This is a genomic window from Catellatospora sichuanensis (assembly GCF_007483665.1).
Lineage (GTDB): Bacteria > Actinomycetota > Actinomycetes > Mycobacteriales > Micromonosporaceae > Catellatospora > Catellatospora sichuanensis.
The window spans coordinates 98,737-124,208 of record NZ_VIQO01000001.1; the positions used below are offsets into that span (position 1 = coordinate 98,737).

The 25,472-nt window shown below is 71.9% G+C and carries 22 protein-coding genes and 1 pseudogene; 14 read left to right on the plus strand and 9 right to left on the minus strand.

The genetic code is table 11. From position 1 onward, the window contains the following. Positions 1-69: 69 nt before the first annotated feature. The 3 genes from FLL47_RS15400 to FLL47_RS15410 form a co-directional block, all read right to left on the minus strand. Positions 70-2,301, minus strand: a complete 2,232-nt coding sequence (locus FLL47_RS15400) for a M4 family metallopeptidase (protein ID WP_144121214.1) — start codon at positions 2,299-2,301, stop codon at positions 70-72. Between the two features lie 195 nt (positions 2,302-2,496). Further along, entirely contained in the window at positions 2,497-3,519 is a 1,023-nt protein-coding gene (gene cydB / locus FLL47_RS15405; RefSeq protein WP_144121215.1) for a cytochrome d ubiquinol oxidase subunit II, read from the minus strand. A gap of 12 nt (positions 3,520-3,531) precedes the next feature. Further along, entirely contained in the window at positions 3,532-4,941 is a 1,410-nt protein-coding gene (locus FLL47_RS15410) for a cytochrome ubiquinol oxidase subunit I (protein ID WP_144121216.1), read from the minus strand. Between the two features lie 478 nt (positions 4,942-5,419). Here FLL47_RS15410 and FLL47_RS15415 point away from each other — a divergent pair, with 478 nt between their 5' ends. Both FLL47_RS15415 and FLL47_RS15420 read left to right on the plus strand, forming a co-directional pair. Further along, entirely contained in the window at positions 5,420-5,989 is a 570-nt protein-coding gene (locus FLL47_RS15415) for a DUF4190 domain-containing protein (protein ID WP_246157958.1), read from the plus strand. A gap of 37 nt (positions 5,990-6,026) precedes the next feature. Next, a pseudogene (locus FLL47_RS15420) lies at positions 6,027-6,251 on the plus strand (nitrilase-related carbon-nitrogen hydrolase); the annotation flags it as partial. A gap of 15 nt (positions 6,252-6,266) precedes the next feature. Here FLL47_RS15420 and FLL47_RS15425 read toward each other — a convergent pair. Continuing rightward, positions 6,267-6,881: a Pr6Pr family membrane protein gene (locus FLL47_RS15425; protein ID WP_144121217.1), complete on the minus strand. Its 615-nt coding sequence runs from the start codon at positions 6,879-6,881 to the stop codon at positions 6,267-6,269. 89 nt (positions 6,882-6,970) lie between these two features. On the opposite strand from FLL47_RS15425, the gene FLL47_RS15430 reads away from it, so the two are divergent. The 6 genes from FLL47_RS15430 to FLL47_RS15450 all read left to right on the plus strand — a co-directional run bounded on the left by FLL47_RS15430 (position 6,971) and on the right by FLL47_RS15450 (position 15,516). Next, the gene (locus tag FLL47_RS15430) at positions 6,971-9,193 is read left to right on the plus strand and encodes an MMPL family transporter (RefSeq protein WP_186315749.1); all 2,223 of its coding nucleotides are present in this window, start codon (positions 6,971-6,973) and stop codon (positions 9,191-9,193) included. Positions 9,194-9,316: 123 nt separating this feature from the next. Further along, on the plus strand, positions 9,317-10,087 hold the full coding sequence (locus tag FLL47_RS15435) for an adenosylcobinamide amidohydrolase (RefSeq protein WP_222106087.1): 771 nt from the start codon (positions 9,317-9,319) through the stop codon (positions 10,085-10,087). 156 nt (positions 10,088-10,243) lie between these two features. After that, positions 10,244-13,618 carry a 3-keto-alpha-glucoside-1,2-lyase-like domain-containing protein gene (locus FLL47_RS15440; RefSeq protein WP_144121220.1) on the plus strand — a complete coding sequence of 1,125 codons (3,375 nt, stop codon included), beginning with the start codon at positions 10,244-10,246 and terminating at the stop codon, positions 13,616-13,618. 152 nt (positions 13,619-13,770) lie between these two features. Then, complete coding sequence (locus FLL47_RS42945) at positions 13,771-13,929, plus strand: hypothetical protein (protein WP_186315783.1); 159 nt, start codon at positions 13,771-13,773, stop codon at positions 13,927-13,929. Continuing rightward, entirely contained in the window at positions 13,929-15,053 is a 1,125-nt protein-coding gene (locus FLL47_RS15445; protein ID WP_144121221.1) for a YeiH family protein, read from the plus strand. The genes FLL47_RS42945 and FLL47_RS15445 overlap by 1 nt, the downstream gene beginning before the upstream one ends. Before the next feature lie 124 nt (positions 15,054-15,177). Next, positions 15,178-15,516, plus strand: a complete 339-nt coding sequence (locus tag FLL47_RS15450; RefSeq protein ID WP_144121222.1) for a nuclear transport factor 2 family protein — start codon at positions 15,178-15,180, stop codon at positions 15,514-15,516. A 91-nt stretch (positions 15,517-15,607) separates the two neighbouring features. On the opposite strand, the gene FLL47_RS42950 is transcribed toward FLL47_RS15450, so the two are convergent. The 3 genes from FLL47_RS42950 to FLL47_RS15465 all read right to left on the minus strand — a co-directional run bounded on the left by FLL47_RS42950 (position 15,608) and on the right by FLL47_RS15465 (position 18,983). Next, on the minus strand, positions 15,608-16,720 hold the full coding sequence (locus tag FLL47_RS42950) for a hypothetical protein (RefSeq protein ID WP_186315750.1): 1,113 nt from the start codon (positions 16,718-16,720) through the stop codon (positions 15,608-15,610). Positions 16,721-16,873: 153 nt separating this feature from the next. Further along, positions 16,874-17,767: an HIT family protein gene (locus FLL47_RS15460; RefSeq protein ID WP_144121223.1), complete on the minus strand. Its 894-nt coding sequence runs from the start codon at positions 17,765-17,767 to the stop codon at positions 16,874-16,876. A 61-nt stretch (positions 17,768-17,828) separates the two neighbouring features. Continuing rightward, entirely contained in the window at positions 17,829-18,983 is a 1,155-nt protein-coding gene (locus FLL47_RS15465) for an ABC transporter substrate-binding protein (RefSeq protein ID WP_144121224.1), read from the minus strand. A gap of 138 nt (positions 18,984-19,121) precedes the next feature. Between FLL47_RS15465 and FLL47_RS15470 the strand changes: the two genes are divergently transcribed. Then, positions 19,122-19,772 carry an HAD family hydrolase gene (locus tag FLL47_RS15470; RefSeq protein ID WP_246157960.1) on the plus strand — a complete coding sequence of 217 codons (651 nt, stop codon included), beginning with the start codon at positions 19,122-19,124 and terminating at the stop codon, positions 19,770-19,772. A gap of 3 nt (positions 19,773-19,775) precedes the next feature. Here FLL47_RS15470 and FLL47_RS15475 read toward each other — a convergent pair whose 3' ends face one another. Further along, positions 19,776-20,669, minus strand: coding sequence for an LLM class F420-dependent oxidoreductase (locus tag FLL47_RS15475; RefSeq protein WP_144121226.1), 894 nt, complete (start codon positions 20,667-20,669; stop codon positions 19,776-19,778). Positions 20,670-20,824: 155 nt separating this feature from the next. Here FLL47_RS15475 and FLL47_RS15480 point away from each other — a divergent pair, with 155 nt between their 5' ends. The 3 genes from FLL47_RS15480 (at position 20,825) to FLL47_RS15490 (ending at position 23,172) form a co-directional block, all read left to right on the plus strand. Next, positions 20,825-21,562 carry an ATP-binding cassette domain-containing protein gene (locus FLL47_RS15480; protein ID WP_144121227.1) on the plus strand — a complete coding sequence of 246 codons (738 nt, stop codon included), beginning with the start codon at positions 20,825-20,827 and terminating at the stop codon, positions 21,560-21,562. After that, positions 21,559-22,227 carry a hypothetical protein gene (locus FLL47_RS15485; RefSeq protein WP_144121228.1) on the plus strand — a complete coding sequence of 223 codons (669 nt, stop codon included), beginning with the start codon at positions 21,559-21,561 and terminating at the stop codon, positions 22,225-22,227. Before FLL47_RS15480 ends, FLL47_RS15485 begins: the two co-directional genes overlap by 4 nt. A gap of 189 nt (positions 22,228-22,416) precedes the next feature. After that, positions 22,417-23,172, plus strand: coding sequence for an alpha/beta fold hydrolase (locus FLL47_RS15490; RefSeq protein ID WP_342780329.1), 756 nt, complete (start codon positions 22,417-22,419; stop codon positions 23,170-23,172). On the opposite strand, the gene FLL47_RS15495 is transcribed toward FLL47_RS15490, so the two are convergent. After that, the gene (locus FLL47_RS15495) at positions 23,054-24,295 is read right to left on the minus strand and encodes a benzoate/H(+) symporter BenE family transporter (protein WP_144121230.1); all 1,242 of its coding nucleotides are present in this window, start codon (positions 24,293-24,295) and stop codon (positions 23,054-23,056) included. The genes FLL47_RS15490 and FLL47_RS15495 overlap by 119 nt on opposite strands. 69 nt (positions 24,296-24,364) lie before the next feature. Between FLL47_RS15495 and FLL47_RS15500 the strand changes: the two genes are divergently transcribed. Together FLL47_RS15500 and FLL47_RS15505 are read left to right on the plus strand one after the other, a co-directional pair. Continuing rightward, positions 24,365-24,934 (plus strand): helix-turn-helix domain-containing protein, encoded by a 570-nt coding sequence (locus tag FLL47_RS15500; protein WP_144121231.1) that lies wholly within the window; start codon positions 24,365-24,367, stop codon positions 24,932-24,934. A 212-nt stretch (positions 24,935-25,146) separates the two neighbouring features. Next, positions 25,147-25,425, plus strand: a complete 279-nt coding sequence (locus tag FLL47_RS15505) for a hypothetical protein (RefSeq protein WP_144121232.1) — start codon at positions 25,147-25,149, stop codon at positions 25,423-25,425. Positions 25,426-25,472: the final 47 nt, after the last annotated feature.

A 25,472-nucleotide genomic window follows, 5' to 3' on the forward strand; every position in this document is an offset into this window, starting at 1 on the left:
AGAGCGTGCGGAGGCGCCACCCAGGGGTGCGGGTGGCGCCTCCGTCATTCCTTTCCGGGGAGGATCAGGTCAGAGGGTCAGCGACCATGTGTCGATACGCCCGGTGTCCGCCGACGCGGCGTCGCGGACCCGCAGGGTCCAGGTGCCGTTGGCGGCCTCAGTCGAGAGGTTCCGGCTGAAGGTCTGGATGATGTTGTCGGCGCTGCCGCCGGCCCGGTTGGACAGGTTGTAGACGCTGCCGTCCGGCGCCACCAGGTCGACGACCAGGTCACCCTTGTAGGTGTGGTAGATCGTCACCGAGACCGAGCTGGTGGCCGACGCGTTGCGGGCACAGCCGGAGATGGTGATGGTGCTGTTCACCGTGGTGTTGTCCGGGATGGCCACGTCGGTCGGGTTGGTGCCGGTGCAGCCCGGCGCGCCGTTCACGGTCAGGCTGTAGGTGGTGGTCCGGGTCGAGCTGGCGCCCGTGCCCGTGACGGTCACCGCGTACGTGCCCGCCGGGGTCGACGCGCTGGTGGCGATGGTCAGCGTGGAGCTGCCACCGGCCGAGGAGATCGATGCCGGGCTGAACGACGCGGTCGCGCCGCTCGGCAGGCCGCTGGCCGACAGGCTGACGGTCTGCGCGCTGCCGTTGGTCAGCGTCGCGCCGATGGTGGTGGTCGCGGAGCTGCCCGGGTTGACCGCACCCGACGCCGGCGACGCGGCGAGGGAGAAGTCGTTGCCCGTCGGGCAGGCGGCGTCGCTGCCGGCCACGTTGACCGCGGTCCAGGCGGCCTGGACGGTCTTGTACTCGACCGAGCAGGTGCCGTAGAGGTCCGTGGCCGCCCGCAGGGTGTAGGCGCGGGCGGTGTTGGCCGGGTTGCTGGTCAGCACGTAGCGGGTGCTGGAGGTGAAGTACACGTCCAGCGCGCGGTACCAGATCTTCTCGGCCTTGGCGCGGCCGATGCCGACCACGGCCGGAGCCGAGCCGCAGACCGGGCTGGTGCCGTAGGACGTGGCGCCGGTGCCCTCGGCCAGGTTGAAGAAGAAGTGGTTGCCGGGCCCCGAGCTGTAGTGCACGTCGACGCTGTTGGTGCTGGTCGACCAGCAGCCGTGCGACCTGCCGTCCAGGGTCGGGTTGTACATGTACCGCAGCGGGGTCCCGTTGCCGTTGATATTGATCTTCTCGCCGACCTGGTAGTCACCCGGGTCCGACGGCGCGGCCGCGTAGAACTCGACCATGTTGCCGAAGATGTCCGAGGTGGCCTCGTTCAGACCGCCGGACTCACCGGAGTAGACCAGGCCCGCCAGGGCCTCGGTGACGCCGTGGCTCATCTCGTGGCCCGCGACGTCGATGGAGACGAGCGGGCGGCTGTTGCCCGAGCCGTCGCCGTAGGTCATCTGCGCGCCGTCCCAGAACGCGTTGACGTACGCGTTGCCGTAGTGGACCCGGCTGGGCACGCCCGCGCCGTTGCCGAAGATGCCGTTGCGGCCGTGCACGTTCTTGAAGTAGTCGAACGTCTTGGCCGCACCGAAGTGCGCGTCCACACCGGCGGACTGCCGGTTGGAGTTGGCCCCGGTGCCCCACGCGTTGTCCGCGTCGGTGAACGTCGTACAGGTCGACGTGCCGTTGTTCATGTCACAGGTGCGGCCGTTGCCGCGGACCGGGTCGATCATCTGGTACGTCGAGCCCGACAACGTCGTGTCGATGCTCACGTTGCCGGTGTAGATGCCGTTGCCCGTGCCGGTGACCGTCTCGATCTCGTCGAACGAGCCGATCAGTGCGCCGGTCTGCGCGTCGGTGATGACGTGCAGCTTGGACGGCGTCTGGCCGTCGGCCAGCCAGCCGTGCAGCGTGGTCTCCCAGGCCAGTCGGCCCTGGCCGGTGCTGGCGTCGACGAACAGCTCCGAGCCCGCACTCGCGGTGATCGTGCCGGAGAAGTTGGCCTTGGCCGTCTCCAGCGCCTTCGCCGCGGTGACCTTCGGGGTGGTCGCCACGGAGATGGGCGCGAGCAGGCCGTTGGACACGCCGGCGTAGGCGCCGCCGGCCTTGGTGTGCACGACGAAGTCGCCGCCGTAGACCCGCAGACCCTGGTAGGTGCGGGTGTACTTGGTGTGGGTCGCGCCGTTGGCGTCCTTGCGGACGCGGTCGACGGCGTAACCGTCCGACGCCGACGAGCGGATGTCCGCGGCATTGGCGCCGACGGACGCGGCGCGCGATGCCGCGGCCGTGTCGGGCGCTGCCGCGCCCGAGGTTGCTGACACTGCCACGAACGCGACCGCGGTGACGGCCACGCCGGCAGTGGCGAGGATCTTCCTCACGAGTCCTCCCCGACTCTCCACAAAGTTCTCGTGGCGGTAGCCACGAGTTCCCTATGGATACCCCGTTACCCCCTTACATAGAAAGACTTGAGTATAGAGATTCATGTGTGACATACTCACGCGCGATCCCGCCACAGCCGTCACATATTCGACCCGTCCGGTCAGTCCGGTCGGAGCCGATCGCATCCCTCCGTTTCACTCCGGGATGTGCTGCGTGCCGATGCGCCTGCGGAACACCCAGTAGGTCCAGCCCTGGTAGAGCAGCACGATGGGCGCGAACACCAGGGCCACCCAAGACATGATCTTCAGGGTGTACGCCGACGACGCCGCGTTGAGCACGGTCAGGCTGTTGACAGCGGGCTCGGCGGTCGACGGCAGCACAAACGGGTGAAGTCCCGCGAACAACGACGCCACGGCCAGCGCGATCGCCGCCGCGGTGCCCGCGAACGCCCAGCCCTCGCGACGGCCGTCCGGATCCGTGCGCGACCGCACCCGGTTCGCCGCCAGCCCGCCGACCAGGCACAGCGCCGCGAGCACGGACAGCACCACGGCCGCCGAGCCGCCCCGGTGAGCCAGTGTCAGCCCCAGGAACAGCACCGCCAGCGCGGCCGCGCCGAACCCGGCCCGCCCAGCCAGCAGGTTCGCCCGCCGCCGGATGTCGCCACTGGTCTTCAGCGCGATGAAGATCGCCCCGTGGGTGAGGAACAGCGCCACCATGGTCGCCCCGCCCAGCAGCGCGTACGGGTTCAGCAGGCCGAGCACGCTCCCGACGTGGTTGTGCCCGGCGTCCAGCGGCACCCCGCGCACCACGTTGGCGAACACGAGTCCCCACACGAACGCGGGCACCGCCGAGCCGAACACGATGCACCAGTCCCAGCGCCGCCGCCACGCCGCCTCCGGGCGCTTGCCGCGGAAGTCGAAGGCGACCCCGCGCAGGATCAGGGCCAGCAGGATCAGCAGCAGCGGCAGGTAGAAACCGGAGAACAGCGTCGCGTACCACTCGGGGAACGCGGCGAACATCGCCCCGCCCGCGGTGATCAGCCACACCTCGTTGCCGTCCCACAGCGGGCCGATGGTGTTGATGACGACGCGGCGCTCGCGGTCGTCGCGGCCGAGCACGGGCACCAGCATGCCCACGCCGAAGTCGAAGCCCTCCAGCACGAAGTACCCGACGAACAGTCCCGCGATCAGCAGGAACCACAGGGTGGTCAGTTCCATGGCGCACCTCTCCTAGTACGCGAAAGCCAGCGGACGGTCCTCTTCGGACTCGGATTCGTCCACGGGCGGCGGGGTCACGTCGGGCAGCCCGGCGCGGGCGTACTTCAGCAGCAGCCGCACCTCGATGAAGGCCAGCGCCCCGTAGAGCAGCGTGAACACCGCGAGCGAGGTGATCAGCTCGGCCGCGGTGACGTTGGGCGAGTTGGCCGCGGCCGTCTTCATCTCGCCGAACACCACCCACGGCTGGCGGCCCATCTCGGTGAAGATCCAGCCGGTCGAGTTCGCCACCAGCGGCAGCAGCGGCAGCAGGGGCAGCGCCCGCACCAGCCACTTCGAACTGGGGCTGCGCCCGCGCCGGATGGCCCACAGCGCCCACAGCGCCAGCAGCGCCGCCGCCGCACCCAGGCCGATCATGAGACGGAACGTCCAGTAGGTGAGTGGGATGTTCGGCTTGTAGCTGCCGGGGCCGTACTTCTGCTCGTACTCGGCCTGCAGGTCGTTGATGCCCTCGACCTTGCCGTCGAAGCTGCCGGTGCCGAGGAACGACAGCAGGCCGGGAATCTCCACCGACCAGACCGGCCGGCTGCCGTCGAGCGTGCCGATGGTGAACGCGGAGAACGGCGCGGGCTGCTCGGACTCGTACAGCGCCTCGGCGGCGGCCATCTTCATCGGCTGCACCTCGGTCATGATCTTGCCCTGGATGTCGCCGGTGAGCAGCATCGCGCCCATCGCGACCAGGGTGGTCCACGCGCCGATCTTCACTGCGCTGCGGTACGCACCGGTGTCCTGCCCGGGGCGGCGCACCAGGTGCCACACCGCGACCGCGGTGACCAGGCCGCCCGCGACCAGGAAACATCCGGCGACCGTGTGCGGCACCGTGATCAGCGCCACCTTGTTGGTCAGCACGGCGACGATGTCGGTCAGCTCGGCCCGGCCGGTGTCCGGGTTGACGCGGTAGCCGACCGGGTTCTGCATCCAGGAGTTCGCGGCCAGGATGAAGTACGCGCTGAGCACCGTGCCGACCGCGACGACCCAGATGCAGGCCGCATGGATCCTCTTCGGCAGCCGGTCCCAGCCGAAGATCCACAGGCCGAGGAACGTCGACTCCAGGAAGAACGCGACCAGCGCCTCCATGGCCAGCGGCGCGCCGAACACGTCGCCGACGAAGCGCGAATACTCGCTCCAGTTCATGCCGAACTGGAATTCCTGCACGATGCCTGTGACGAGGCCCATCGCGAAATTGATCAGGAAGAGCTTGCCGTAGAACCTGGTGAGCTTCAGCCACTTCTCGTTGCCGGTGCGCACCCAGGCCGTCTCGAAGGCGGCCACCATGAACACCAGGCCGATGGTGAGCGGCACGAATAGGAAGTGATACACGGTGGTGATGCCGAACTGCCAGCGGGCCAGTTCCGTCACGTCCATACCGGGGACTCCTGCCTGTGCGAGGCTACTGGCAGCAGCGTGCTCCCTGAATATGAGCTGAATGACGGGGTCTCCCCCGAATGGGAGCTGTGTCACGCTCGTAGGTCACTGTCGGCTCTGTCGCGGTCGTCCCGCCCCATCGAATGGCATTTCGAAACGTCTATGCCAAAGCCCGCGACAGGTGAATCCTGAACTGCGGCCGGAGCAGAGCCGGGTGGCGGCCGATCACCACCACCCGGCCCACCTGTCAGCAGAGTCCCGCGCACCCGCCGGAGCCGGGCTTCGGCGGCACACCCGCCGACCCCGCTGCGATGGCCCGGTTCGAGGCGTCGCTGAGCGGGCTGAACCGGCCCGTGTAACGGCTGTCCCGGCCCCGGGCCTCCGAGACCCGGAGACCGACCGTCCACAATGGCGCATGAACGGGTGACACGTCCACTGAGGCTTCGGTAACATCCCGTTCGACCTAACAGCCAGGTCGATGGATCCCTACGACGACGGGGACGGGGCAGCAGTGAGCGAGCAGCCGACGGCGGGCGAGCCCGCACCACCACAGCCCGTGCTCCGCGAGCCCGCCCCGATGCAGCCGACGCCGTTTCCGGCCGCGCCGGTGCCGATGCCACCGGCGCCGCACCCGCCCATGCCGCCGGAACCCGTGCCGCATCCGACCCTGCCGGTGCAACCGTCGCCGCGCCAGGCCGGGCCGGCACCGATGCGGATCGACGACGCACATGCGGTGGCGGTGTCCAAGGCGACGGCGGCGGCCGTGGGCCATGCCAAGCAGTTCGTCAGCCGCAACAACGTGCTGGCCGTGCCTGCCCTGCTGCTGGCCTGCCTCGGCGTGGTCACCTACGTGTGCGCGCCCGTCGGCGCGATCCTCGGCCACGTCGCACGCAGGCAGATCCGCGAGCGCGGCCAGACCGGCAACGGTTTCGCGCTGGCCGCGGTCATCATCGGCTGGTCGGTGACCGGCCTCTACACCTGCGGCCTGGTGCTGCCCCTGGCGATCATCATCATCAAGGCCGGCGCGCTCGCCGCGGCCTTCTCCTAGGCACACCGGCCCGCAGCGCCGCCACTACGCTCCTGGAGATGCGCGCAGCTGCAACGGCGTCCGGTTCGGCATCAACATCTGCTACGACACCCGATTCCCCGAGGCTGCCGCAGCGGTCGCCGGGCAGGGCGCACGGGTGCTGCTGGTGCCCGCGCAGAACATGATGCGACGACCCGCCGCCGACACATGGCGCGACCGCCACCACCAGATCAGGGCCGAGCGGGCGCGTGTGACGGGCATGGTCACGGCCACGATCCGATGATCGGTCCGGGGTAGGTCAGCCTGCGCCGGGTGCTGCGGCCGGAGCGCGCCGGACCCGCCGGGCCAGCTCGCCCAGCCCGATCAGCAGCAGTCCCAGCAGGAAGAACAGCACCGAGAAGACCACCGCGTTCACCGCGACCGCGCCGTAGCCGAGCGCGGCCACATCGATGAAGGGGTACGGGTAGCTGCCCGTGAGCGCCCCGCGCACCAGCGCGAACGCCAGGTAGGCCAGCGGGTAGGCCAGCCACGCTCCGGCGTGCCACCAGCGCACCCGCTCCCGGTTGACCAGCAGCCAGTCGATCGCCGCCAGCAGCGGGGTCGCCGTGTGCAGGAGCAGGTTGTGCATCGTGTCCGCACCCGGGTCGGCGGTGAAGAACGGGCTCGCCGGGTTGGTCAGCACGAGGTGGTACACGGTCCCGGTGATCGCGATGTAGAGGGTTGCGGCCCCACGCAGCCGCACGCCTCCCCGGCCGAACGCGGCGAGCCCGAACACGGCCGCGACGATCAGGTTGCTCTGCACCGTGAAGTAGACGGCGATCCCCGGCCCGCCCCCGGTGTCCACCAGCAGCAGCACCACGCCCGCGAGGGCGCAGGCGGCGGTGAGGGCGCGCAGCGCGCGGGCGATCGGCATGCGCGAGAACCTACCAACGGGTGGCAGCGGTGAACAGGGATCGGCTGCGGCTGTTGCGTTCGGACGGTCGGCGGTATTTCATGGCGTCGGTGATCGCCAGATCGGCGCCGCCGCTCCGGGAGGACGCGATGCTCGCACGGCTCGGTCGGATCGCCGCCCGGGGACGGTACGCCGTCATCGTCGGCTGGGCCGGGATCGCCCTGTTCGGGGCGGTCTTCGGTGGCACGGTCTACGACCGGACGGAGCCGCTGGACGACCTGCGCCCGGACGCGCCGTCGACCGCCGCGCAGGCCCGCCTCGACGAGTTGACGCCGACCGGCGAGCAGCTGGTCGCGGTGCTGTCCGGGCGGAACTTCTTCGCCACCGACCTCGTCGACCAGGCCAGCCGGATCATGTTCGAGATCCGGGCCATCCCGGGCGTCGTCAAGGTCACCGACCCCTACACGGCGGGGACGGTGCAGATCACGGCCGACAATCAGAACTCGCTGGTCGTCGTCGAGCTGTCGCCGCAGCTGAGCGACGACGAAGCCCTCGCCGTCGCCGACCAGGTGCGGGCCGCACTGCACCGGGTGGCCGTGCCGCAGGTGCTGGTCGGCGGGAAACTGCTGGCCGAGCGCGACTTCGGCGACCAGGCGATCGCGGACGCCGCCCTCGGGGAGTCGGTCGCGCTGATCGTGCTGTGCGGCGCGCTGGTGGTGATGCTGGGCGGGCTGGCCGCGGGCAGCCTGCCGATCGGCGCGGCGCTGGCCACGGTCGCCGGCACCCTGCTGGCGCTGACCGGGCTGGCCGGCGCGATCGGCGTCAGCGACTACACGGTCAACGTGGTCACCCTGCTCGGCCTGGGCCTGGCCGTCGACTACAGCCTGCTGATCCTGGCCCGCTTCCGCGAGGAACGCGCCGCCGACCCCCGCGCGCCGATACCGGACCTGCTGGCCCGGACGGTGGCCACCGCCGGGCGGGCCGTGCTCGTATCCGGGCTGGCCGTGGGCGCCGCGCTGTCCGGCCTGTTCGTCTTCGCCGACCCGCTGCTGGCAGCGATGGCGCTGGGCGGCGCGCTGGTGGTCCTGCTGGCCACGGCGACCGGCCTGACCCTGGTGCCCGCGCTGATCGCGATCGCGCACCGGCGCATCCCCGCGCCCGGGACGCGGACCTGGGTCTGGCGGCGTCCCGCGCGGCGCGGCCCGGGCCTGCTGGCCCGCTCGGCGGCGTTCGCGCAGCGCCGGCCCGCCGCGGTGGCGCTCGCGGTGACCGCGGTCCTGCTCACCTTGAGCGTGCCGCTGCTGCACGTGAACCTCGCCGACTCCGACGCCCGCTCGCTGCCCGCGAGCAGCGAGGCGCGGCAGGCGCACGAGGCGTACGAGCACCACTTCGCCGCGAAGTACCCGCAGCCGGTTCCCGTCATCATCGAGGCCGCCGCCGCCGATCCTGCCGTGCAGGCGCTGCTGGTGCGGATGCGCGCCCTGCCCGGGGTGACCGATGTGGATCTGCGCGAGAACGTGCCGCCGCAGGTCGTCATCGCCGAGGTGGAGCGACCGGGTCCGGCCTCGGACGAGCCGGCCCAGCAGTTCGTACGAGACCTGCGCGCGCTGGAGACCTCGGTGCCGATGCTGGTGGCAGGGCCCGCCGCGCAGCTCGTCGACGCGAAGGACGCCACCGCCGACCGGCTGCCGGTCGCGCTCGCCGTCGTCGTGGTCGCGACGGCGCTGCTGCTGTTCCTGCTCACCGGCTCGCTGGTGGTGCCGGTCAAGGCGCTGCTGATGAACCTGCTGACCATGCTGGCCACGCTCGGCGTGCTGGTCGCGGTGTTCCAGTGGGGCTGGGGTTCGGGCCTGCTCGGCTTCACGCCGTGGGGCGCGCTGGACCTGACCACGCCGCTGCTGCTGTTCGTGTTCGTCTTCGGCCTGTCCATGGACTACGAGGTGTTCCTGCTGGCCCGGATCCGGGAGGAGTGGGCCCGCCGCACCGGCGACGACCGCGCCGCCAACGACCGCGCCGTGCTGGCCGGGATCACCGCCACCGGCCCGGTGGTCACCGCCGCGGCGGTGTCGATCGGCATCGTCTTCCTCGGCTTCGCGCTAGGCGAGCTGGTCGCGGTCAAGGAGATCGGCGTCGGCATGGCCGTCGCGGTCCTGCTCGACGTCACGGTGGTCCGCGGCCTGCTCCTGCCCGCCGCGATGTCCCTGCTCGGCCGCGTGAACTGGTGGCCCGGCACCGGGATACGCCCTCCTGACGCCACCGGCACGGCCGTCCCGACCGCCGCGGTTCCCGGCCCTCGCCGCAGCGGCAGCACCCGGCCCGCCGAAGTGTCCTAGTCCGGCCCAGCCCGTTTCGGGACGCTTGAGCGTCCCGAAACGAGCGCGAGTAGGCATGACATGCCCGCCACAGCCGTTCGACAGGGATCGCGCCCCGCGTGGCAGGACGCGTTAGAGTCCCGTGTGCTGCCGACGCCCCACCCTGACGCCGTCCTGCTCCGCCCCGTGCTGGTCCACCATGAGGACGCGTCGGGCAGGTGTCCGGCGCTGCTGTGGCAGGCGGGTCCCGGCTGGCAGATGATCTCCAGCGCGGTGCTGGGCGGCGGCGTCGGGCCGCGCGCGTGGGTGCTCAACGCCCAGGTCGGGCACGGGTACACCCGGCTCGATCCGGATCGGCACCTGACCGAGATCGCGCAGCGGCACGGTATGACCGGTCGCGGCGTCGGCCTGATGACCGCCGCCCGCGTGGAGGAGGGCGCCTTCGCCCGCGACGGCGATGTCGAGGCCCTGGTCACGGCCGGCATCGGGGTGTGCGGCTGGGCCGCGGAAGCCGCGGCCGCACACGCTGCACGGGCCGCGGAAGCCGCCTCGGACCCCGGGGCCGCCCGGGCCACGGACGCTGCCGCGCAGGCCACGCCGGCTGCCGACACCGCACGGGCCGCGCTGGTGCCCGGCACCATCAACATCATCGTGGCGTTGCCGGTGGCGCTGTCGCCCGCCGCGATGGTCAACGCGGTGGCCACCGCCACCGAGGCGAAGGTGCAGGCGCTGCGTGACGCGGGTTTCGACGCCTCGGGCACACCCACCGACGCGGTGTGCGTGGCCGCGCGGGAGGCGGGCGAGGAGATCCCGTTCGCCGGGCCGCGCTCGGCATGGGGCGCACGCCTGGCCCGAGCGGTGCATGCAGCCACGTTGGAAGCGTCGCTCAGCTACCGTGCGCGCCGACTTTCGTAGAGACGGCAACAACTTTTGCTGTGTTGATCGAAAGATATAGACAGCACGATCGAAAGCGTCTAATGTCTCGATCCACCCTCCGATGTTTCTGGTGTGTTAATCGTCGGCGTCGATGACCACCGGGCACGGCCACCTCTCCCCTCCCCAGGAGTGACGATGGGCAGACGACTGCTACGCCGAATTCGCGGTCCCGTGCTGGTCTCGCTGGCGCTCGCCCTCGCGGGCGGCGTGTGGGCCGCGCCCGCCGCCGCGGTGCCCGCCCAGGAACCGGGCGTCACCCTGCGCGTCTTCGACGTCCAGGTGCCGCTCAACGAGATCTGCGCGCTCAAGCCCGCGCAGACGCCCAACATCGACAAACTGATGCCGACGGTCAACTGGAGCACCGCCGCCGACTTCGGGTTCGAGGACCTGTTCGTCGCGCAGGCGCTCGGCAACATCAACATCACCCAGGCAGGCTCGTACACCTTCCGGCTCACCAGCGACGACGGCTCCGAACTGCGGATCGACGGCGCGATGGTGGTCAACCACGACGGGCTGCACGGCGCGACCGCCATGGAGGGCACGGTCAGCCTCACCACGGGCTACCACGCGCTGCGCATCGACTACTTCGAGCGCACCGGCGGCCAGCAGCTCACCCTGGAGTGGCGCACCCCGGGCTCGTCGGCGTTCGTGCTGGTGCCGAACTCGGCGCTGAGCACCGACGCGGGTGTGGTGCGGGTGACCGCACCGGGCCGCAAGGAGTGCGAGGGCGTGGCCGACTCTCCCGGCGACGGCCTGCCGCTGACCGGCGTCCACCCCGGATACACGCTGACCAACCTGCGGCCGGGCACCTTCCAGCCGAAGGTCACCGGCATGGACTGGCTGCCCGACGGCCGCCTGGTGATCTGCACCTGGGGCGGCACGGACCAGTCCGGCACATCGCAGGCCGGTGAGGTGTACATCCTCGGCAACACCGGCGGGGCCACCGGGCCCGGCAGCGTCACCACCAGAAAGATCGGCGGCAACCTGAAGGAGCCGATGGGTCTCAAGGTCGTCGACGGACAGGTCTACGTCTCCGAGAAGCAGCGGCTGACGCAGCTGGTGGACACCAACGGCGACGAGGTGGCCGACCAGTACAACACGATCGCGACCTGGCCGTGGGGCGGCAACTTCCACGAGTTCGCGTTCGGGCTGCTGTATCAGGACGGGTTCTTCTACCTGAACCTGTCGGTGTCGATCAACAGCGGCGGCGCGACCACCGTGCCGCAGCCCGCGACCAACCGCGGCACCACCGTCAAGGTGAACCGGACCACCGGCGCGATCTCCTACGTGGCGGGCGGCCTGCGCACGCCGCACGGCATCGGCTGGGGTCCGGAGAACGGCATCTTCGTCACCGACAACCAGGGCGGCTGGCTGCCGTCCTCGAAGCTGCTGCACATCAAGCAGGGTCGCTTCTTCAACCACTACACCACCCCGGCGGGCCCGTTCGACACCGCGCCGGTGACCCCGCCGGTGCTGTGGATGCCGCAGAACGAGATCGCCAACTCGCCCAGCACCCCGATCCTGCTGCCCAGCGGCACGTACGCCGGGCAGTTCGTGATCGGTGACGTGACCTACGGCGGTCTGCAGCGGGCGTTCGTGGAGAAGGTCAACGGGGAGTACCAGGGCGCACTGTTCCGGATGACGCAGGGCCTGGAGGCGGGCGTCTCCGAGGTCAACATCGGCCCGGACGGGGCGATCTACCTCGGCGGGCTCGGCGCGGGCGGCAACTGGGGCCAGTCCGGCAAGCTCACCTACGGCCTGCAGAAGCTGACCCCGAACGGCACGTCGGTGTTCGACATCCTCGCCGTGCGGGCCACCGGCGCCGGGTTCGAGATCGAGTACACCCAGCCCCTGTCGGCGGCGACGGCGGCGAGCCTGGCCTCGGCGTACAAGCTCAAGCAGTGGCGCTACGAGGCCACGGCCGCCTACGGCGGCCCGAAGCTCGACGAGCAGAACCTGACCGTCACCTCGGCCACCCTGTCCGCAGACGGCAAGAAGGTGACCCTGGCGGTCAGCGGCAGGCAGGCGGGGCGGGTCGTGCACATCCGCTCGCCGCGCCCGTTCACCTCCAGCAGCGGCGCGTCGCTGTGGAGCACCGAGGCCTGGTACACCCTCAACGCCATCCCCGGCCAGACCCCGCCCCCGTCGGACGGGATCTACCAGGCCGAGTCGGCGGCCCGCAGCGGCGGCGCGACGGTCGCCACCGACCACACCGGTTACACCGGCACCGGCTTCGTCGCCGGGTACGGCACCCTCGGCGCGAGCACCACGTTCACCGTGACGGCGGGCTCGGCCGGGACCTACCAGGCGGGGCTGCGCTACTCCAACGGGCCCAACCCGTCCGCCGGCCCGAAGACGGTCAGCCTGTACGTCAACGGCGTCAAGCTGCGGCAGATCACGCTGGCCAGCACCGGCAACTGGGACACCTGGTCCACGCTCACCGAGAGCGTGGCGCTCAACGCCGGGGCGAACACCATCGCGATCAAGTACGACAGCGGCGACGTCGGCCACGTCAACCTCGACGCGCTGACCGTGTCCGGCGGGGCCGGGGCCATCGTCGGCACCGGCGGCAAGTGCGTCGACGTCGACAACGCGGGCACCGCCGACGGCACGAAGATCCAGCTGTACACCTGCAACGGCTCGAACGCACAGCGCTGGAGCCGGGTCGGCAGCACCTACCGGGCGCTGGGCAAGTGCCTGGACGTCGACAACGCGGGCACCGCCAACGGCACCAAGGTGCAGCTGTGGACCTGCAACGGCTCCGGCTCGCAGGTATGGCAGCCGCAGCCCGACGGCACGCTGCTCAACCCGCAGTCGGGCAAGGTGCTCGACGCCCTGTCCGGCAGCTCCGCCAACGGCACCCAGCTGCACATCTGGCAAGCCGCCGGGGTGCTGAGCCAGCGCTGGGCGGTGGCCGGCAGCGGGCAGCGCATCCAGCTGTTCGACGGCGACGACGTGGCCTCCTGGCAGACCACGGGCGGCGGCGCTGCGACCTGGCCGTTCTCCGGCGGTTCGCTGGAGTCGCTGGGCGGCGACATCCGCACCAGGCAGGCGTTCGGCGACTTCAAGCTGCACGTGGAGTGGTACGAGCCGCTCTACCCGGCCAACGTCACCGGGCAGCAGCGCGGCAACAGCGGGATCTACCTGCAGGACCGCTACGAACTCCAGGTGCTGGACTCCTACGGCGACACGGCGCTGGACAACACCGAGGCGGGCTCGATCTACACCAAGGCGGCCGCCAGTGTGAACGCGGCGGGTGCGCCGGAGACCTGGCAGTCCTACGACGTGGTGTTCAAGGCGGCCCGCTTCGACGGCTCGGGCAACAAGACGGCCGACGCCCGGGTCACCATCGTGTGGAACGGCTTCGTGGTGCACAACGACATCACGATCAACGGGTCGACCGGGGCCGGGGCGCCGGAAGGCGCGGCGGGCGGACCGATCCGGTTGCAGGACCACGGTGACGCGGGAGCCAACCCGCGGTTCCGCAACATATGGCTCGAACCGCTGTAGCCACTACGCGCAAATCGGATGAAAGCTGCGCCCCTGCTGCTACAACAGCAGGGGTGCAGCCCTGTCAAGGCAGGAAATCTAATCTCGACTACTCCTACCGGTCTTGTATAGAATAGACGGCGTCGCCACCTCCCGCCCGAAAGGCGTACGCCATGAGTGACCTGACCCCACCACCGACCGCCGCCGAATCCCCCACCGTCACCCGCGCGCAGCGCGCCGCCCTCAACGAGGACTGGCTGGCCACCGCCGTCGGCCTGCTCCTGGTCGCGCTCGTGCTGACCGGCGTCATCCCGACGGGCCTGGTGCCCTGATGGTCGCCACCGAAGAGGACCTCGCGCCCGCGACTGCCGAGCGCCCCGTCCGCACCTGGCCCTGGCTCGTCCTCGGCGTGTTCATCGTGCTCGTCCTCGGTTCGGTGGCCCGGTTCCTCGAGGACACCATCCCGGCCGCGGCCGAGGGCACCAGCCTGGAGAAGTTCGCCGCCGCCGTCGAATACCCGATCTACGCGATCGCGCTCGGCCTGATCGGCAACGTGATCGTCTACTACGCGGGCCTGCGCGAGCGCATCGCCGACGCCGTGCGCACCGAGTTCTTCATCAAGACCGGCCTGGTGCTGCTCGGCGCGTCGATCAACCTCAGCCTGATCGTCAAGGCCGCCGGACCCGCGATCCTGCAGGCCGTGCTGCTGATCAGCAGCGTCTTCCTGATCACCTGGTATCTCGGCGGCCTGCTCGGTCTCGACGAGAAGCTGCGCGCCCTGCTGTCGGCCGCGGTCTCGATCTGCGGCGTCAGCGCCGCCATCGCCGCCGCCGGAGCCGTACGGGCCAAACGCGAGCAGCTCGCGTACGCGGCCAGCCTGGTCATCATCTTCGCGCTGCCCTCGATCTTCCTGCTGCCATGGCTCGCCGACGTACTCGGGCTCAGCCCCGCCGTGGCCGGCGCCTGGATCGGCGGCAACATCGACACCACCGCTGCGGTCACCGCCGCCGGCGCCATCGCGGGCGAGCAGACGCTGCAGATCGCCACCATCGTCAAGGCGACCCAGAACGCGCTGATCGGCATCGTCGCGGTCGCGCTCACCGCCTACTTCGCGTTCAAGGTGGAGAAGGACGCCGACGCGCAGCGCCCCGGCCTGCGTCAGCTGTGGGACCGCTTCCCCAAGTTCGTGCTCGGCTTCATCGCCGCCTCCGCCATCGGCACCTGGTACGCCGGGACCGTCAGCGCCGCCGAGGCCAAGGCCCACATCGGCGTCATCAACGACCTGCGCACCTGGTTCCTGATCCTCGCCTTCGTCAGCATCGGCCTGCAGTTGCGGGTCAGCGCCCTGCGCGAGGCGGGCTGGCGGCCGGTCGCCGTGTTCGGCGGCGCGACCCTGGCCAACCTCGCCATCGGCCTCGGCCTGGCCTCGATCCTGTTCGCGGGCTTCACCGCCTGATGATCCCGACTCCGCGCGCCGGTTCCGGGCCGACGGACCGGCGCGCGGCCCATGTCCGGAACCCGGCACCGGCGCGCGGCTCGCCCTTGCACCTTCGTCCCGCACCCGGACCTATCGTCGACGCATGGACACACCCGCACTGGTCGACGCGTTCAACAACGCCTGGAACGACCACGACCTCGCAGCCGCACTCGACCTGTGTACGGCCGACGTGGTGTTCGAGAGCACGAATCCCGCCCCGGACGGCCGCCGGCACGAGGGACGCGACGAGGTGCGCGAGGCCTGGCGGCCGGTGTTCGAGCAGCTCGCCGGCCGGTTCGACACCGAAGAGCGGACCGTCGCCGGTGACCTGGTCGTGCAGCGGTGGCGCTACGACTGGGGCACCGGGCACGTCCGCGGCGTCGACGTCATCAGGGTCCGCGACGGCCGGATCGCCGAGAAGCTGTCCTACGTCAAGGGCTGAGCGGGGCCGTCATCCCCCGCAGCCGCGAACGCGCGGGCATGACACGAGGCCGCCGCGGGTGCGCGGCACCCACGGCGGCCTCGGGCGGTGGTCAGCCGAGTGGCGCGTCGACCTGTGCCGGGTCCATGGTGGCCGGTGGCGTCCGCGGCTCCGGGTCCACCGATCGCAGCAGCTTCGTCGGCTGCGGAACCGGCTCGCGGACCGGCGGCGGCGGCAGCGCCGTCGGCGGCTCGACCAGGGCCTGGTTCCCGGCAGCCGCGTCCGGTGTCGTCGCCGCGCCGAACGGCTGGACCGTCATCGACGCCGACGGGCTGACGGACGGCGACGGCGTGCCTGAGGGGGCCGCGTTGGACGGTCCGGTCGAAGCCGATCCGGCTGTCGGCCCGGCCGAAGGTGAGGCCGACGCCGGAATCTGCGCCGAGCCGGACGGACCGGGCGAGGCCGACGAGCCGACCGGCGCAGCCGACGGTGACGGGCTCCCCGACCACGACGGACTCACGAACGGCGACACGCTCGCCGACGGTGACGGGTCGATGGACGGAGACGGGTCGATGGACGGAGACGAGGACACCGACGGGCGGGCGGCCGAAGGCGTGGCCGACGCTGACGCGCTCGACGACGGCTTGGCCGACGGGTAGGTGCTCGCGGAAGGCGTGGCCGACGGTGACGCGCTCGGCGACGGCTTCGCCGACGGGGAGGGTGACGGGCTCAGCGTCGGCTCATCGTCGTCGCCGGAGCAGCCTCCGCAGCTGTAATACAGGATGTCCCAGTGGTTGCCCTCGTCGGTGTAGATGTTCCCGGAAGGCGCCTTGTACTGGTATCCCCAGCCCTTGATGTGGCCGACGTAGCGGAAATACCGCTTGATGTAGCGGCCGATGCAGTCGTACTTGCTGATGTCGATCTTCCAGCCGTTCCAGTGCGTGTACGTGCCGGAGCCGTGGCCGGTCTCGGTGCCGCCGGTGACCCGCAGGTCGCACTTGCTGGCCTTGCGCAGTGTGAGCAGGCCGTCGACGGTGGACCGCCGAATGCGCTCGAACGAGGTGCAGTTCGGGTTGTTCCGGTTGGAGCAGTTGCCGCTCGACCAGATCGAGATCCCCGCGTCGCGGAAGATGTCGACGGTGGTGCGGTGGCTCAGGTAGGCGGCGGCCTGCGCACTGGCGCCGGGCCAGCCGAGGACGAGGACGGTAGCCGTGGTCAGCAACAAGAGACCACGTCGCACTGGGCGGCGCATGGCTTCTCTCCACTGCTCGGGGATGATCGGGTTGCCCTGACGCTACCGAGAATCGGGGTAAACCGGACAGGAATTCGCAAAATTGCCGAAATGCCCCATTAGCTGACAGCCGAACGGCTCCCCAGCTCACGCCAGGCCGCCGAGGAGGTGGCGCACCGCCTTCGCGGCGGCGTCATGCGCGGCCGCGCTGGCCGCGGGCGCGTCCGGCCGCACCTGACCGGCCCCGCCGACGAGCGGCCCGCCCGGATGGTACGGGGCCAGGTTGAAGTGCAGGTGCGGCACGCGGTCGCCGAATACGTACACGTAGACCTTGTCCGCCCCGGTCGCCTCGCGCACCGCCGCGGTGGCCCTGGCCAGCACCGGGCCGAGGGTCGCCGCCTCCGGCCCGTCGAGATCGGCGAGGTACGGGATGTGCCTGCGTGATTCCAGGTGCGCGAATCCCGCCACCGCGCCACGCAGCACCACCGACAGCCGCCAGTGCTCGTCCTCCCACACCCGCCGCCGTTCGAAGAACCTGTCCGCGTCGGCGGGCCGGCACAGCAGGCACTCGCCGTCGGACAGCACCGGCCGGTCGAGTGGGGCCAGCAGCACCGACCGGGCCGCCTGAGCGCCTTCCCGGGCCCGCAGCACGCGGCGGCGTCGAATGAGGAAAGGGGCGAGCACCGCGCCCACCCCGACGGCGATCGCACCGGTCTGCCACAGCGCCAGCTCGTCGAACAGGATCGCCAGTGAGAAGAACACCATCGGGACGGACATGATCGCGTCCCACGTGCCCTTGCCGTTCTGCCAGGACTCGTATTCCGGGACGCGGATCGTGCCGACGGTGAACAGGAAACCGTAGAACAGCACCGCTGCCAGGCCGAGCGCCCAACCGTGATGCCGATACACCGCGGTGCCGATGGCCACCGGGAGCGCCAGTAGCGAGATCACCTGCCAGGTGACCGGCAGCCTGTTCTGCCAAGCCGCGAAACGCAGCCGCAGGCTGGCCGCCGGGGTCCGAGTGCTGTGGTCACGGGTCACGCGGCACAGTATGCGGCGGCGCCGCCAATCCGATCACCCCGTCGGTTTCGCGGCGGACGGGTCACGGGGCCGGGGGCAGGGTCGTCCAGGCGCCGGCACGGGAGGTGAGCACGGTGAGTGCGTCGGGGGCGAGGCCCGCGTGGTTGTCGGCGGTCATGTTGAACACGCCGGTGACGCCGACGCAGCAGGCGCGTTCGAGCTGGTCGCGGGCGGCCATCTTGTCGCGGTGGCCGAGGAATGCCTGGTGCAGCAGGGTTATCGCGTCGGCGGCGTACCCGGCGGACGGGGCGGGGGCCGTGCCCAGCTCGGCGGCGAAGCGGCGCACGCTCGACCAGTTCGGCAGCGCCTCGGGTGCTTCGGCGGCCACGGGCAGCCACGGGCTCACGGCCCGTACGCCCGCCGCGGCCACGCCCGCGAGCTGGTGGAACGACGCCTGCGCGGCGTCCGGTGTGGACAGCACCGGGCCGGTCCAGCCGGCGGTCTTCGCGGCGACGGCCGCCGCGGCCGCCAGGGGCGCGGGCAGGTCCAGCAGCAGCGCCTCAGGCGCGGCTGCGATCAGGGCCTTCACCTTGTCCGCGAGGCCCGTGCCGTCGAGCGGCACCGTTTCGGTGGACACGATGCGCGCGCCCTGCCCGGCCGCTTCGGCGGCGAGCGACTCGCGCAGGGCCGGGTCGTCGCGCACGTCGAGTCGCAGCACCCCGGCGGCGCGCTGCCCGGCCGCCGTCATCGCGGCCAGCAGCGCCCGGTGGACCTGCGCGTCGGTGGGCGCGCTGCGGAACGCGTACGGCGAGCCCGGGGTCGGGCCGGTGGCCGGGAGCACGAGCGGGGTGCAGGCGGCCTGGGCGGTGCCGACGACCGCGTCGTCGAGCCAGCCTGCGGGCGGCCCGACGAGGGCGTGCACGCCGCGGTCGAGCAGCCGGGAGACGGCTTCGCGGGCGGTCGTGGGAGTGTCGCCGACGTCCTGCAGCAGCAGCTCCAGCTGTGCGGCGGGGTGTGCGCCGCCGTGCCCGGCCGAGCCGTTGAGCCCGTCGGCACGCCGCTGCAACCCGAGCAGCTGCTGGCGGCCGTAGTCGACGAGGCCGCCGGTCCGCGCGACGAGTACGCCCACGCGCAGCGGCGGATCGGCGGCGGCCGACCGGCCGGCGGGCAGCAGCGGCACCGCGGCCAGTCCCAGCCCGGCGGCGATCACGGATCTGCGGGTCAGCTGACGGGACATGGCGTACCTCCGCGTGCTCGATCGTTGCCGCGAATGATCCGCTCGACACCGGAAGCGCTACATCCGATTTGTCCACTTAGCGACACCGCGGTCACACCCACGGAGCAGCCGCGCACCCATCCGTGGCAGCCTGTACGGGTGATCAAAGCGGTGGTGTTCGACTGCGACGGCGTACTGGTGGACTCGGAGATCATCAACAACGCGGTCTTCGCGGAGATGGTCACGCGGGCGGGCCTGCCCACGACCCTGGAACAGAGCATCGAGCGCTACATGGGCCGCGCCACCGCCGAATGCGTCGCCGACGTCGAGCGCGAGCTGGGCCGCCCCGTCGGCTTCGACCTGCCCGCGGCGTACGAACGCGAGGTCATGGCTCGCCAGCAGGACGAGCTGGTCGCCGTCGACGGCGTACGCGAACTGCTGGACCTGCTGCGCGCCGCGTCGGTGCCGGTGTGCGTGGCGTCCAGCGGCACGCCGCAGGAGATCGCGTTCCGGTTGCGGGTGACCGGGCTGGGCGGCTACTTCGGCGCGCACTGCTACAGCGCGTCGATGGTCGCCCGGGGCAAGCCCGCACCCGACCTGTTCCTGCTGGCCGCCGACCGCATCGGGGTGGACCCGGCGGACTGCGCGCTGATCGAGGACAGCCCGTTCGGGGTGCGCGGCGGCCGGGCCGCGGGCATGACCGTGCTCGGCTACGCCGCACTGGCCTCGGCGGGCACGCTGGCGGCCGCCGGGGCCGAGCACGTGGTCACCGCGATGGCGCAGGTCCCGCCGCTGCTCGGCCTCGGCTGAGGCTCACAGCTGCTTCAGCCGCCCCACCACATGCTCGCCGAGGCCGTTCAGGAACGCCACCGGCTCGGCCGTGTACGGCATCAGGTGCACCTGCGTGACGCCCAGTTTCGCGTACGGCTCCAGTGACGCGACGAAGTCCGCCCCGCCGGCCGCGTCCGGGGTCACCGGGGCCGACCAGGCGATCGTCTTGCGGATGCGGTCGTAGTCGGTGCCCTCGCGCGCGCAGTGCCGCTTGAGCACGTCGAGCTTCGCCGCGATCTCCTCCGGCGCGCTGTCCGGCCCGGCGAACAGGTTGCAGGCGTCGGCATACTTGGCGACCAGGCGCAGCGTCTTCTTCTCGCCCCCGCCGCCGATCATGATGGGCGGGTGCGGGGCGGACAGCGCCTGCGGCGAGTTGACCGTCTCCGCCAGCCGGTAGTGCCGCCCCTCATAAGGCCCGTCGTCGTCGCTCCACATCTGGCGGACGATCCGCAGCGTCTCCTCCAGCCGCTCGAACCGCTCGGCCACCGGCGGGAAGGGCACCCCGTAGGCGGCGTGCTCGCGGTCGTACCAGGCCGCGCCGATGCCGAGCACGGCCCGGCCGCCGGACAGCACGTCCAGCGTGGTCACGATCTTCGCGAGCAGGCCCGGGTGCCGGTAGGTCACGCCGGTGACCAGCAGCTGCAGCGTGACGGTGCTGGTGTTCGCGGCCAGGAAGCCCAGCGTGGTGTAGCCCTCCAGCATGGGCATGAGCGGGCCGCCCAGGTCCATGCCGTCCATCTGCAGGTAGTGGTCCATCACCGACAGGTTGGCCACCCCGGCGTCCTCGGCCGCCCGCCCGGCCGCCGCCAGGGTCGGGCCGATCGCCGCCGTCCCGCCAGGGAACGTGAAGCTGATGAGGTGCACGCCGAGATCCATACGAAGCCCCCTGCCGTCGCCGCCCGGCCCGCCACACCGCGGAATCAGACGATCAAGCACGAAAGCACCATCCTATGTCGCCGCGCGGCGCGGTCACGGACCGCTTCCAAGATCACCCATAGGCGGTACGCCGTGCCCGGTGGCACAATCGCCCCGTGCATCTCGACGACGTGTGGCAACGCTACCGCCGCGGCGGACCGTGGGTCCTGAGCAACGTCACGGCCCGGGTGGAACCCGGCGGCATCGTGGTGGTGCTGGGCCGCAACGGCGCCGGCAAGTCGACATTGCTCCAGCTCGTCGCCGGTGTGCTGCGGCCGACCCGGGGCCGGGTGACCGACCGCCCCGCTGTCGTCGGCTGGGTCCCGGAGCGCTTCCCCGCCGACCAGGCCGGCACCGTCACCGGCTACCTGCGCGCCATGGCCGCCGTACGCGGGCTCGGCCACGCCGCCGCCACAAGGGCCGTCGACGAGTGGGTGCAGCGGCTCGGGCTCGGCGCCTTCCGCGACGTCAAGCTGCCCGAGCTGTCCAAGGGCACCGCACAGAAGGTCGGCCTGGCGCAGGCCATGCTCGCGCCGCCGGATCTGCTGATCCTGGACGAGCCGTGGGAGGGTCTGGACGCGGCGACCCGCGACCTCGTCCCCGGGATCGTCCTGGAGGTCGCCGCGCGAGGCGGATCCGTGCTGGTCAGCGACCACCGCGGGGAGACCGTACGGCTGCCCGGCGCGGCGTCGTGGACCGTCGCCGACGGCACGGTGACCACGGCCGCCGCCGACACCGGGCCGCGCTGCGTCGTCGAGGTGGCGGTCGACGCCGCCGACCTGGCCGACGCCGTCGCGCGCCTGCGCGAACAGGGCCACCATGTGCTGCGGGTACGCGAGGAGGTCGGCTCGTGATCGCGTTGACCAGGATGCGGCTGCACGGCTTCGTCCGCACCGGGCGGGCCGTCGCGCCCCTGATCGCCGCGCTCGCGGTGCTGTCGATCCTCTACGGCGGCGGTCAGGCCGAGGCCGGTGAGGCGTACGGCGTCTCCGCCCTGGTCGCCTTCCCCGTGCTGGCCTGGCAGACGAAGATCCTGCTGGACGTCGAGCCGGACGTGCAGCGCCGGCTGGCCCGGGTAGCCCTCGGCTCGGCCGGGCGCGAGATCGCCGCCGGGCTGCTGGCCGCCGCGGCCGCCGGGCTCGGCACCATCGCCGTCGCACTGGTCATGCCGTGGATCTTCGGCGGCGTCAAGGGCGAGCCGAGCAGCCTCCTGATCGGACTCGGCGTGCACCTGCTGGCCCTGGGACCGGCCGTGGCCCTCGGCGCACTGTCCTGCCGCGCCGTCACCCGCACCGCGGGCATGGGCGCGGCGGTCCTGGTCACCGGCTCCGTGCTCGCGATCGTGCTCGGCCTGCAGGGCTCCCCCGCCCCCTGGCTGGTGCCACCCCTGATGGCCGCCACCCGCTTCACCACCTCAGGCGGCACCGCCCTCACCGCCTTGACCCTCGCTGCCCACGCCACCCTGTGGACCGCCGCCGCGGCGTGGGCATATGCCCGCCTCCGCCGCGACCGCGCCTGATCACCCCACCCACCCGCCGCCCCGGCGCCCCACCGGGCGACGTCGCGCCAGCGAGGGCGTTCCCTGCGAGGGGCTGGCAGAATTGGCTGGGTGCCTAGCTTTCGATCATGGGATGGGACCGAGCTCGCCTACCGGGTCACCGGCGACGGGCCACCGCTGGTGTGCGTGCCGGGCGGGCCGGGCCAGGCCGTGCGATACCTCGGCGAGCTGGGTGGGCTGTCGGCCACCCGGACGCTGATCCTGCTGGACAACCGCGGTACCGGCGACTCCGCCGTGCCCGCCGACCCGGCGACCTACCGGGTCGACCGCATCGCCGACGACGTCGAGGCGCTGCGCGCCCACCTCGGCCTGCCCACCATGGACCTGCTCGGCCACTCCGCCAGCGGCGGCGTGTGCTTCCTGTACGCCGACAAGCACCCGGAGCGGCTGCGCCGCCTGGTCGTCGTCGACCCGTCCCTGCGCGTGCTGGGCCTGCCGTCCGATCTGGACGTGGCACACGTGCTGGCCGAGCGCTCGCACGAGCCGTGGATCGACGAGGCCGCCGCCGCGCTCACCGCCGAGGCCGCCGACGCCGAGGAGCTGGAGCGGCTGCGCCGGCTGTCCGCTCCCCTGCTCTACGGGCAGTGGAACGACGCCGCCAAGGCGCAGGCCGACGCCGAGCCGGCCGAGTTCGCCAAGCCCGCCACCGACGGCTTCTACGCCGGTTACGAGCCCGACCCGGCCCTGCCGGAGCGGCTGGCCCGGCTCGCCGTGCCGACCCTGTTCGTGGTCGGCGAGCACGACATCTGGCCCACCCGGCACGCCGTACGCGCGCTGGCCGAGCGGCTCAGCTCGGCACGGCTGACGGTGCAGCCGGCGTCGGGTCACTTTCCGTGGGTGGACGATCCGCAGGCGTTCGCGGCGACGGTGGAGTCGTTCCTGAGCGAGGTCGCAGCAGCAGCATGAGGCCGCCGGCCAGCAGCCCCCAGAAGGCCGCGCCGACCCCGAGCAGCGCCACGCCCGACGCGGTCACCACGAAGGTGACCACCGCCGCCTCCCGCCCCTCGGCTTCGGCCGTCGCCGAGGCGATCGCCGCGCCGAGCGCCCCGAGCAGGGCCAGGCCCGCCACCGCCTCGATCAGCAGCGGCGGCGAGCTGAGCACGAACGCCGTCGCCGCGCTCGCGCCGAGCCCGAGAGTGATCATGCCGAGGCCCGCGGTCACCGAGGCGATCCAGCGCCGCCGCGGATCAGGGTGCGCGTCGGGCCCCGCGGCCAGCGCGGCGGTGATGGCGGCCAGGTTCACCGCGTGCGAGCCGAACGGCGCGGCGACCGCCGTGGCCGCCCCGGTGCCGAGCAGCACGCCGCGCAGCGGCGGGGTGTAGCCGTACCCCTGCAGCACGGCCATGCCCGGCACGTTCTGCGAGGCCATGGTGACCAGGAACAGCGGCACCGCCAGGCTCACCAGCGCCTGCCAGGTGAACACCGGCGCGGTGAGCACGACCTCCGGCGCGGCGGCGGCTCCGCGCAACGCGGCCGGGGAGTCCAGCACGATCACGAGCACGGCCGCGGCCAGCGCAGCGGGCACGGCCCAGGCTCGCGCGAAGCGGTTCAACACCAGCCACACCAACACGATCGGCGCAGCGAGCAGCGGCACGTCGACCAGCGCCCGCACCGGGGCGATGCACAGGTCGAGCAGCACACCCGCGAGCATGGCCGCCGCGATCGGCCGCGGAATCGCCGCGATCGCCCGGCCCAGCGCCGGGAACAGCCCCGCCGCGACGATCAGCGCGCCGGTGACCGCGAACGCGCCCACCGCCGCGGCGAACCCGCCGTCGACCGAGCCGGTGGCGGCCAGCAGCGCCGCGCCCGGCGTCGACCAGGCGATGCTGATCGGGATGCGGTGCCGCAGGCCGAGCACGATCGCTGTCGCGCCGGCGGCCACGCATACCGCCAGCAGGCCCGAAGCGGCCTGACGCGAGTCCGCGCCCACCGCCCGCAACCCCGCCAGCACCACGGCGAACGTGCTCGCGAACCCGACCACCGCCGTGACCACCCCGGCCAGCACCGGCTGCAACACTCCCCTGCCCACGCCCCGGCTCCTCGCTCCAGCGCGAGCGTTCCGCAAACGGAACGGTCGCTCGTGGTGCACGATAGCCCCATGAGCGCGCGTCCGGCAACCGCCCGCAGCGGCCGGCCCCCGGCCCTGGAGCCCGGGGCCGAAGGTGTCGGCGCACGGCTGCGCCGGTTGCGCGAGCAGGCGGGGATCTCGCTGTCGGAGCTGGCCCGCCGGGCGAACGTGGGCAAGGCGACGCTGTCGGGGCTGGAGAACGGCACCCGCAACCCGACCCTGGACACGCTGTGGTCGGTGACCGCCGCGCTCGGCGTGCCGATCACCGCGCTGCTGGCCGGCCAGCAGGCCGGCACGGTACGCGGCACCGCCGTCGAAGCCACGCTCCTGCAGGTGTTCGACGACGACGCGGTCACCTACGAGCTGTACCGGATGGTCGTCCCGCCCGGCGCCGCCCAGGTCTCACCGGCGCACCACGCCGGGGTGACCGAGCACATCACCGTCTTCGACGGCGTGCTGCGCGCCGGGCCGATCGACGCCCCGCTCACCGCCCACCCCGGCGAGCACGTCTCCTGGCGGTCCGACGTGCCCCACCTCTACGAGGCCGTCGGCGACCACCCCGTCCGGGCCAGCCTGCTCATCCGCTACCCGCGTCCCTGACGGTCAAGGTTTGCAGGCGGTGCGCAGGAAGCGCCGGCAGTGGGCGACGAAGGGGGCCGTCGGCGCGCGTCCGTGCCCTCTGCCGGCAACTCTGCGAACGATCTCACCTGGCCGGTCCATCGCAGGGCTCGCGCCCGGGCAACGGGTTTACGACAGCTCGGCACCTTAACGGGCCGTACCGCGTTATGCCGGATGACGGCAGGAGAAGGCTTATGTCAAGGCCGCAGCCACGACCCAGATCCTCGAACGACGTCCGGCGCAACTCCCACGGCACGACCTACGTCGGCCGCACGGCGATCCAGAGCCGCGCCCTGGCCATGGTCGCCGAGGGGCGGCAGCGCTGGAGCGAGCACCACATGCAGGTGCAGGGCATCTGTGACCGGTGCGGGCACACCTATCCGTGCGAGGACGCGCTGCAGGCGGCGTGGCAGATCGTCTACTGGGAGCCCTACCTGCCCGCACCGGGGCTGGTCCGGCCGTACGTGGACTGAGCCATACTCCCTAGTCATCCTAGGCTGTTGCCTAGTAACCTTAGGTT

Excerpts from the sequence above, each read along its gene's own strand:
- cydB (WP_144121215.1), bottom strand. The coding sequence starts at position 3,519 with ATGGAACTGACCACCCTGTGGTTCCTGCTGATCGCGGGACTGTTCGTC.
- FLL47_RS15410 (WP_144121216.1), bottom strand. The coding sequence starts at position 4,941 with ATGGACGTGACGGAACTGGCCCGCTGGCAGTTCGGCATCACCACCGTG.
- FLL47_RS15415 (WP_246157958.1), top strand. The coding sequence starts at position 5,420 with ATGGATCCCTACGACGACGGGGACGGGGCAGCAGTGAGCGAGCAGCCG.
- FLL47_RS15425 (WP_144121217.1), bottom strand. The coding sequence starts at position 6,881 with ATGCCGATCGCCCGCGCGCTGCGCGCCCTCACCGCCGCCTGCGCCCTC.
- FLL47_RS15440 (WP_144121220.1), top strand. The coding sequence starts at position 10,244 with ATGGGCAGACGACTGCTACGCCGAATTCGCGGTCCCGTGCTGGTCTCG.
- FLL47_RS42945 (WP_186315783.1), top strand. The coding sequence starts at position 13,771 with ATGAGTGACCTGACCCCACCACCGACCGCCGCCGAATCCCCCACCGTC.
- FLL47_RS15445 (WP_144121221.1), top strand. The coding sequence starts at position 13,929 with ATGGTCGCCACCGAAGAGGACCTCGCGCCCGCGACTGCCGAGCGCCCC.
- FLL47_RS15450 (WP_144121222.1), top strand. The coding sequence starts at position 15,178 with ATGGACACACCCGCACTGGTCGACGCGTTCAACAACGCCTGGAACGAC.
- FLL47_RS15465 (WP_144121224.1), bottom strand. The coding sequence starts at position 18,983 with ATGTCCCGTCAGCTGACCCGCAGATCCGTGATCGCCGCCGGGCTGGGA.
- FLL47_RS15475 (WP_144121226.1), bottom strand. The coding sequence starts at position 20,669 with ATGGATCTCGGCGTGCACCTCATCAGCTTCACGTTCCCTGGCGGGACG.
- FLL47_RS15500 (WP_144121231.1), top strand. The coding sequence starts at position 24,365 with ATGAGCGCGCGTCCGGCAACCGCCCGCAGCGGCCGGCCCCCGGCCCTG.
- FLL47_RS15505 (WP_144121232.1), top strand. The coding sequence starts at position 25,147 with ATGTCAAGGCCGCAGCCACGACCCAGATCCTCGAACGACGTCCGGCGC.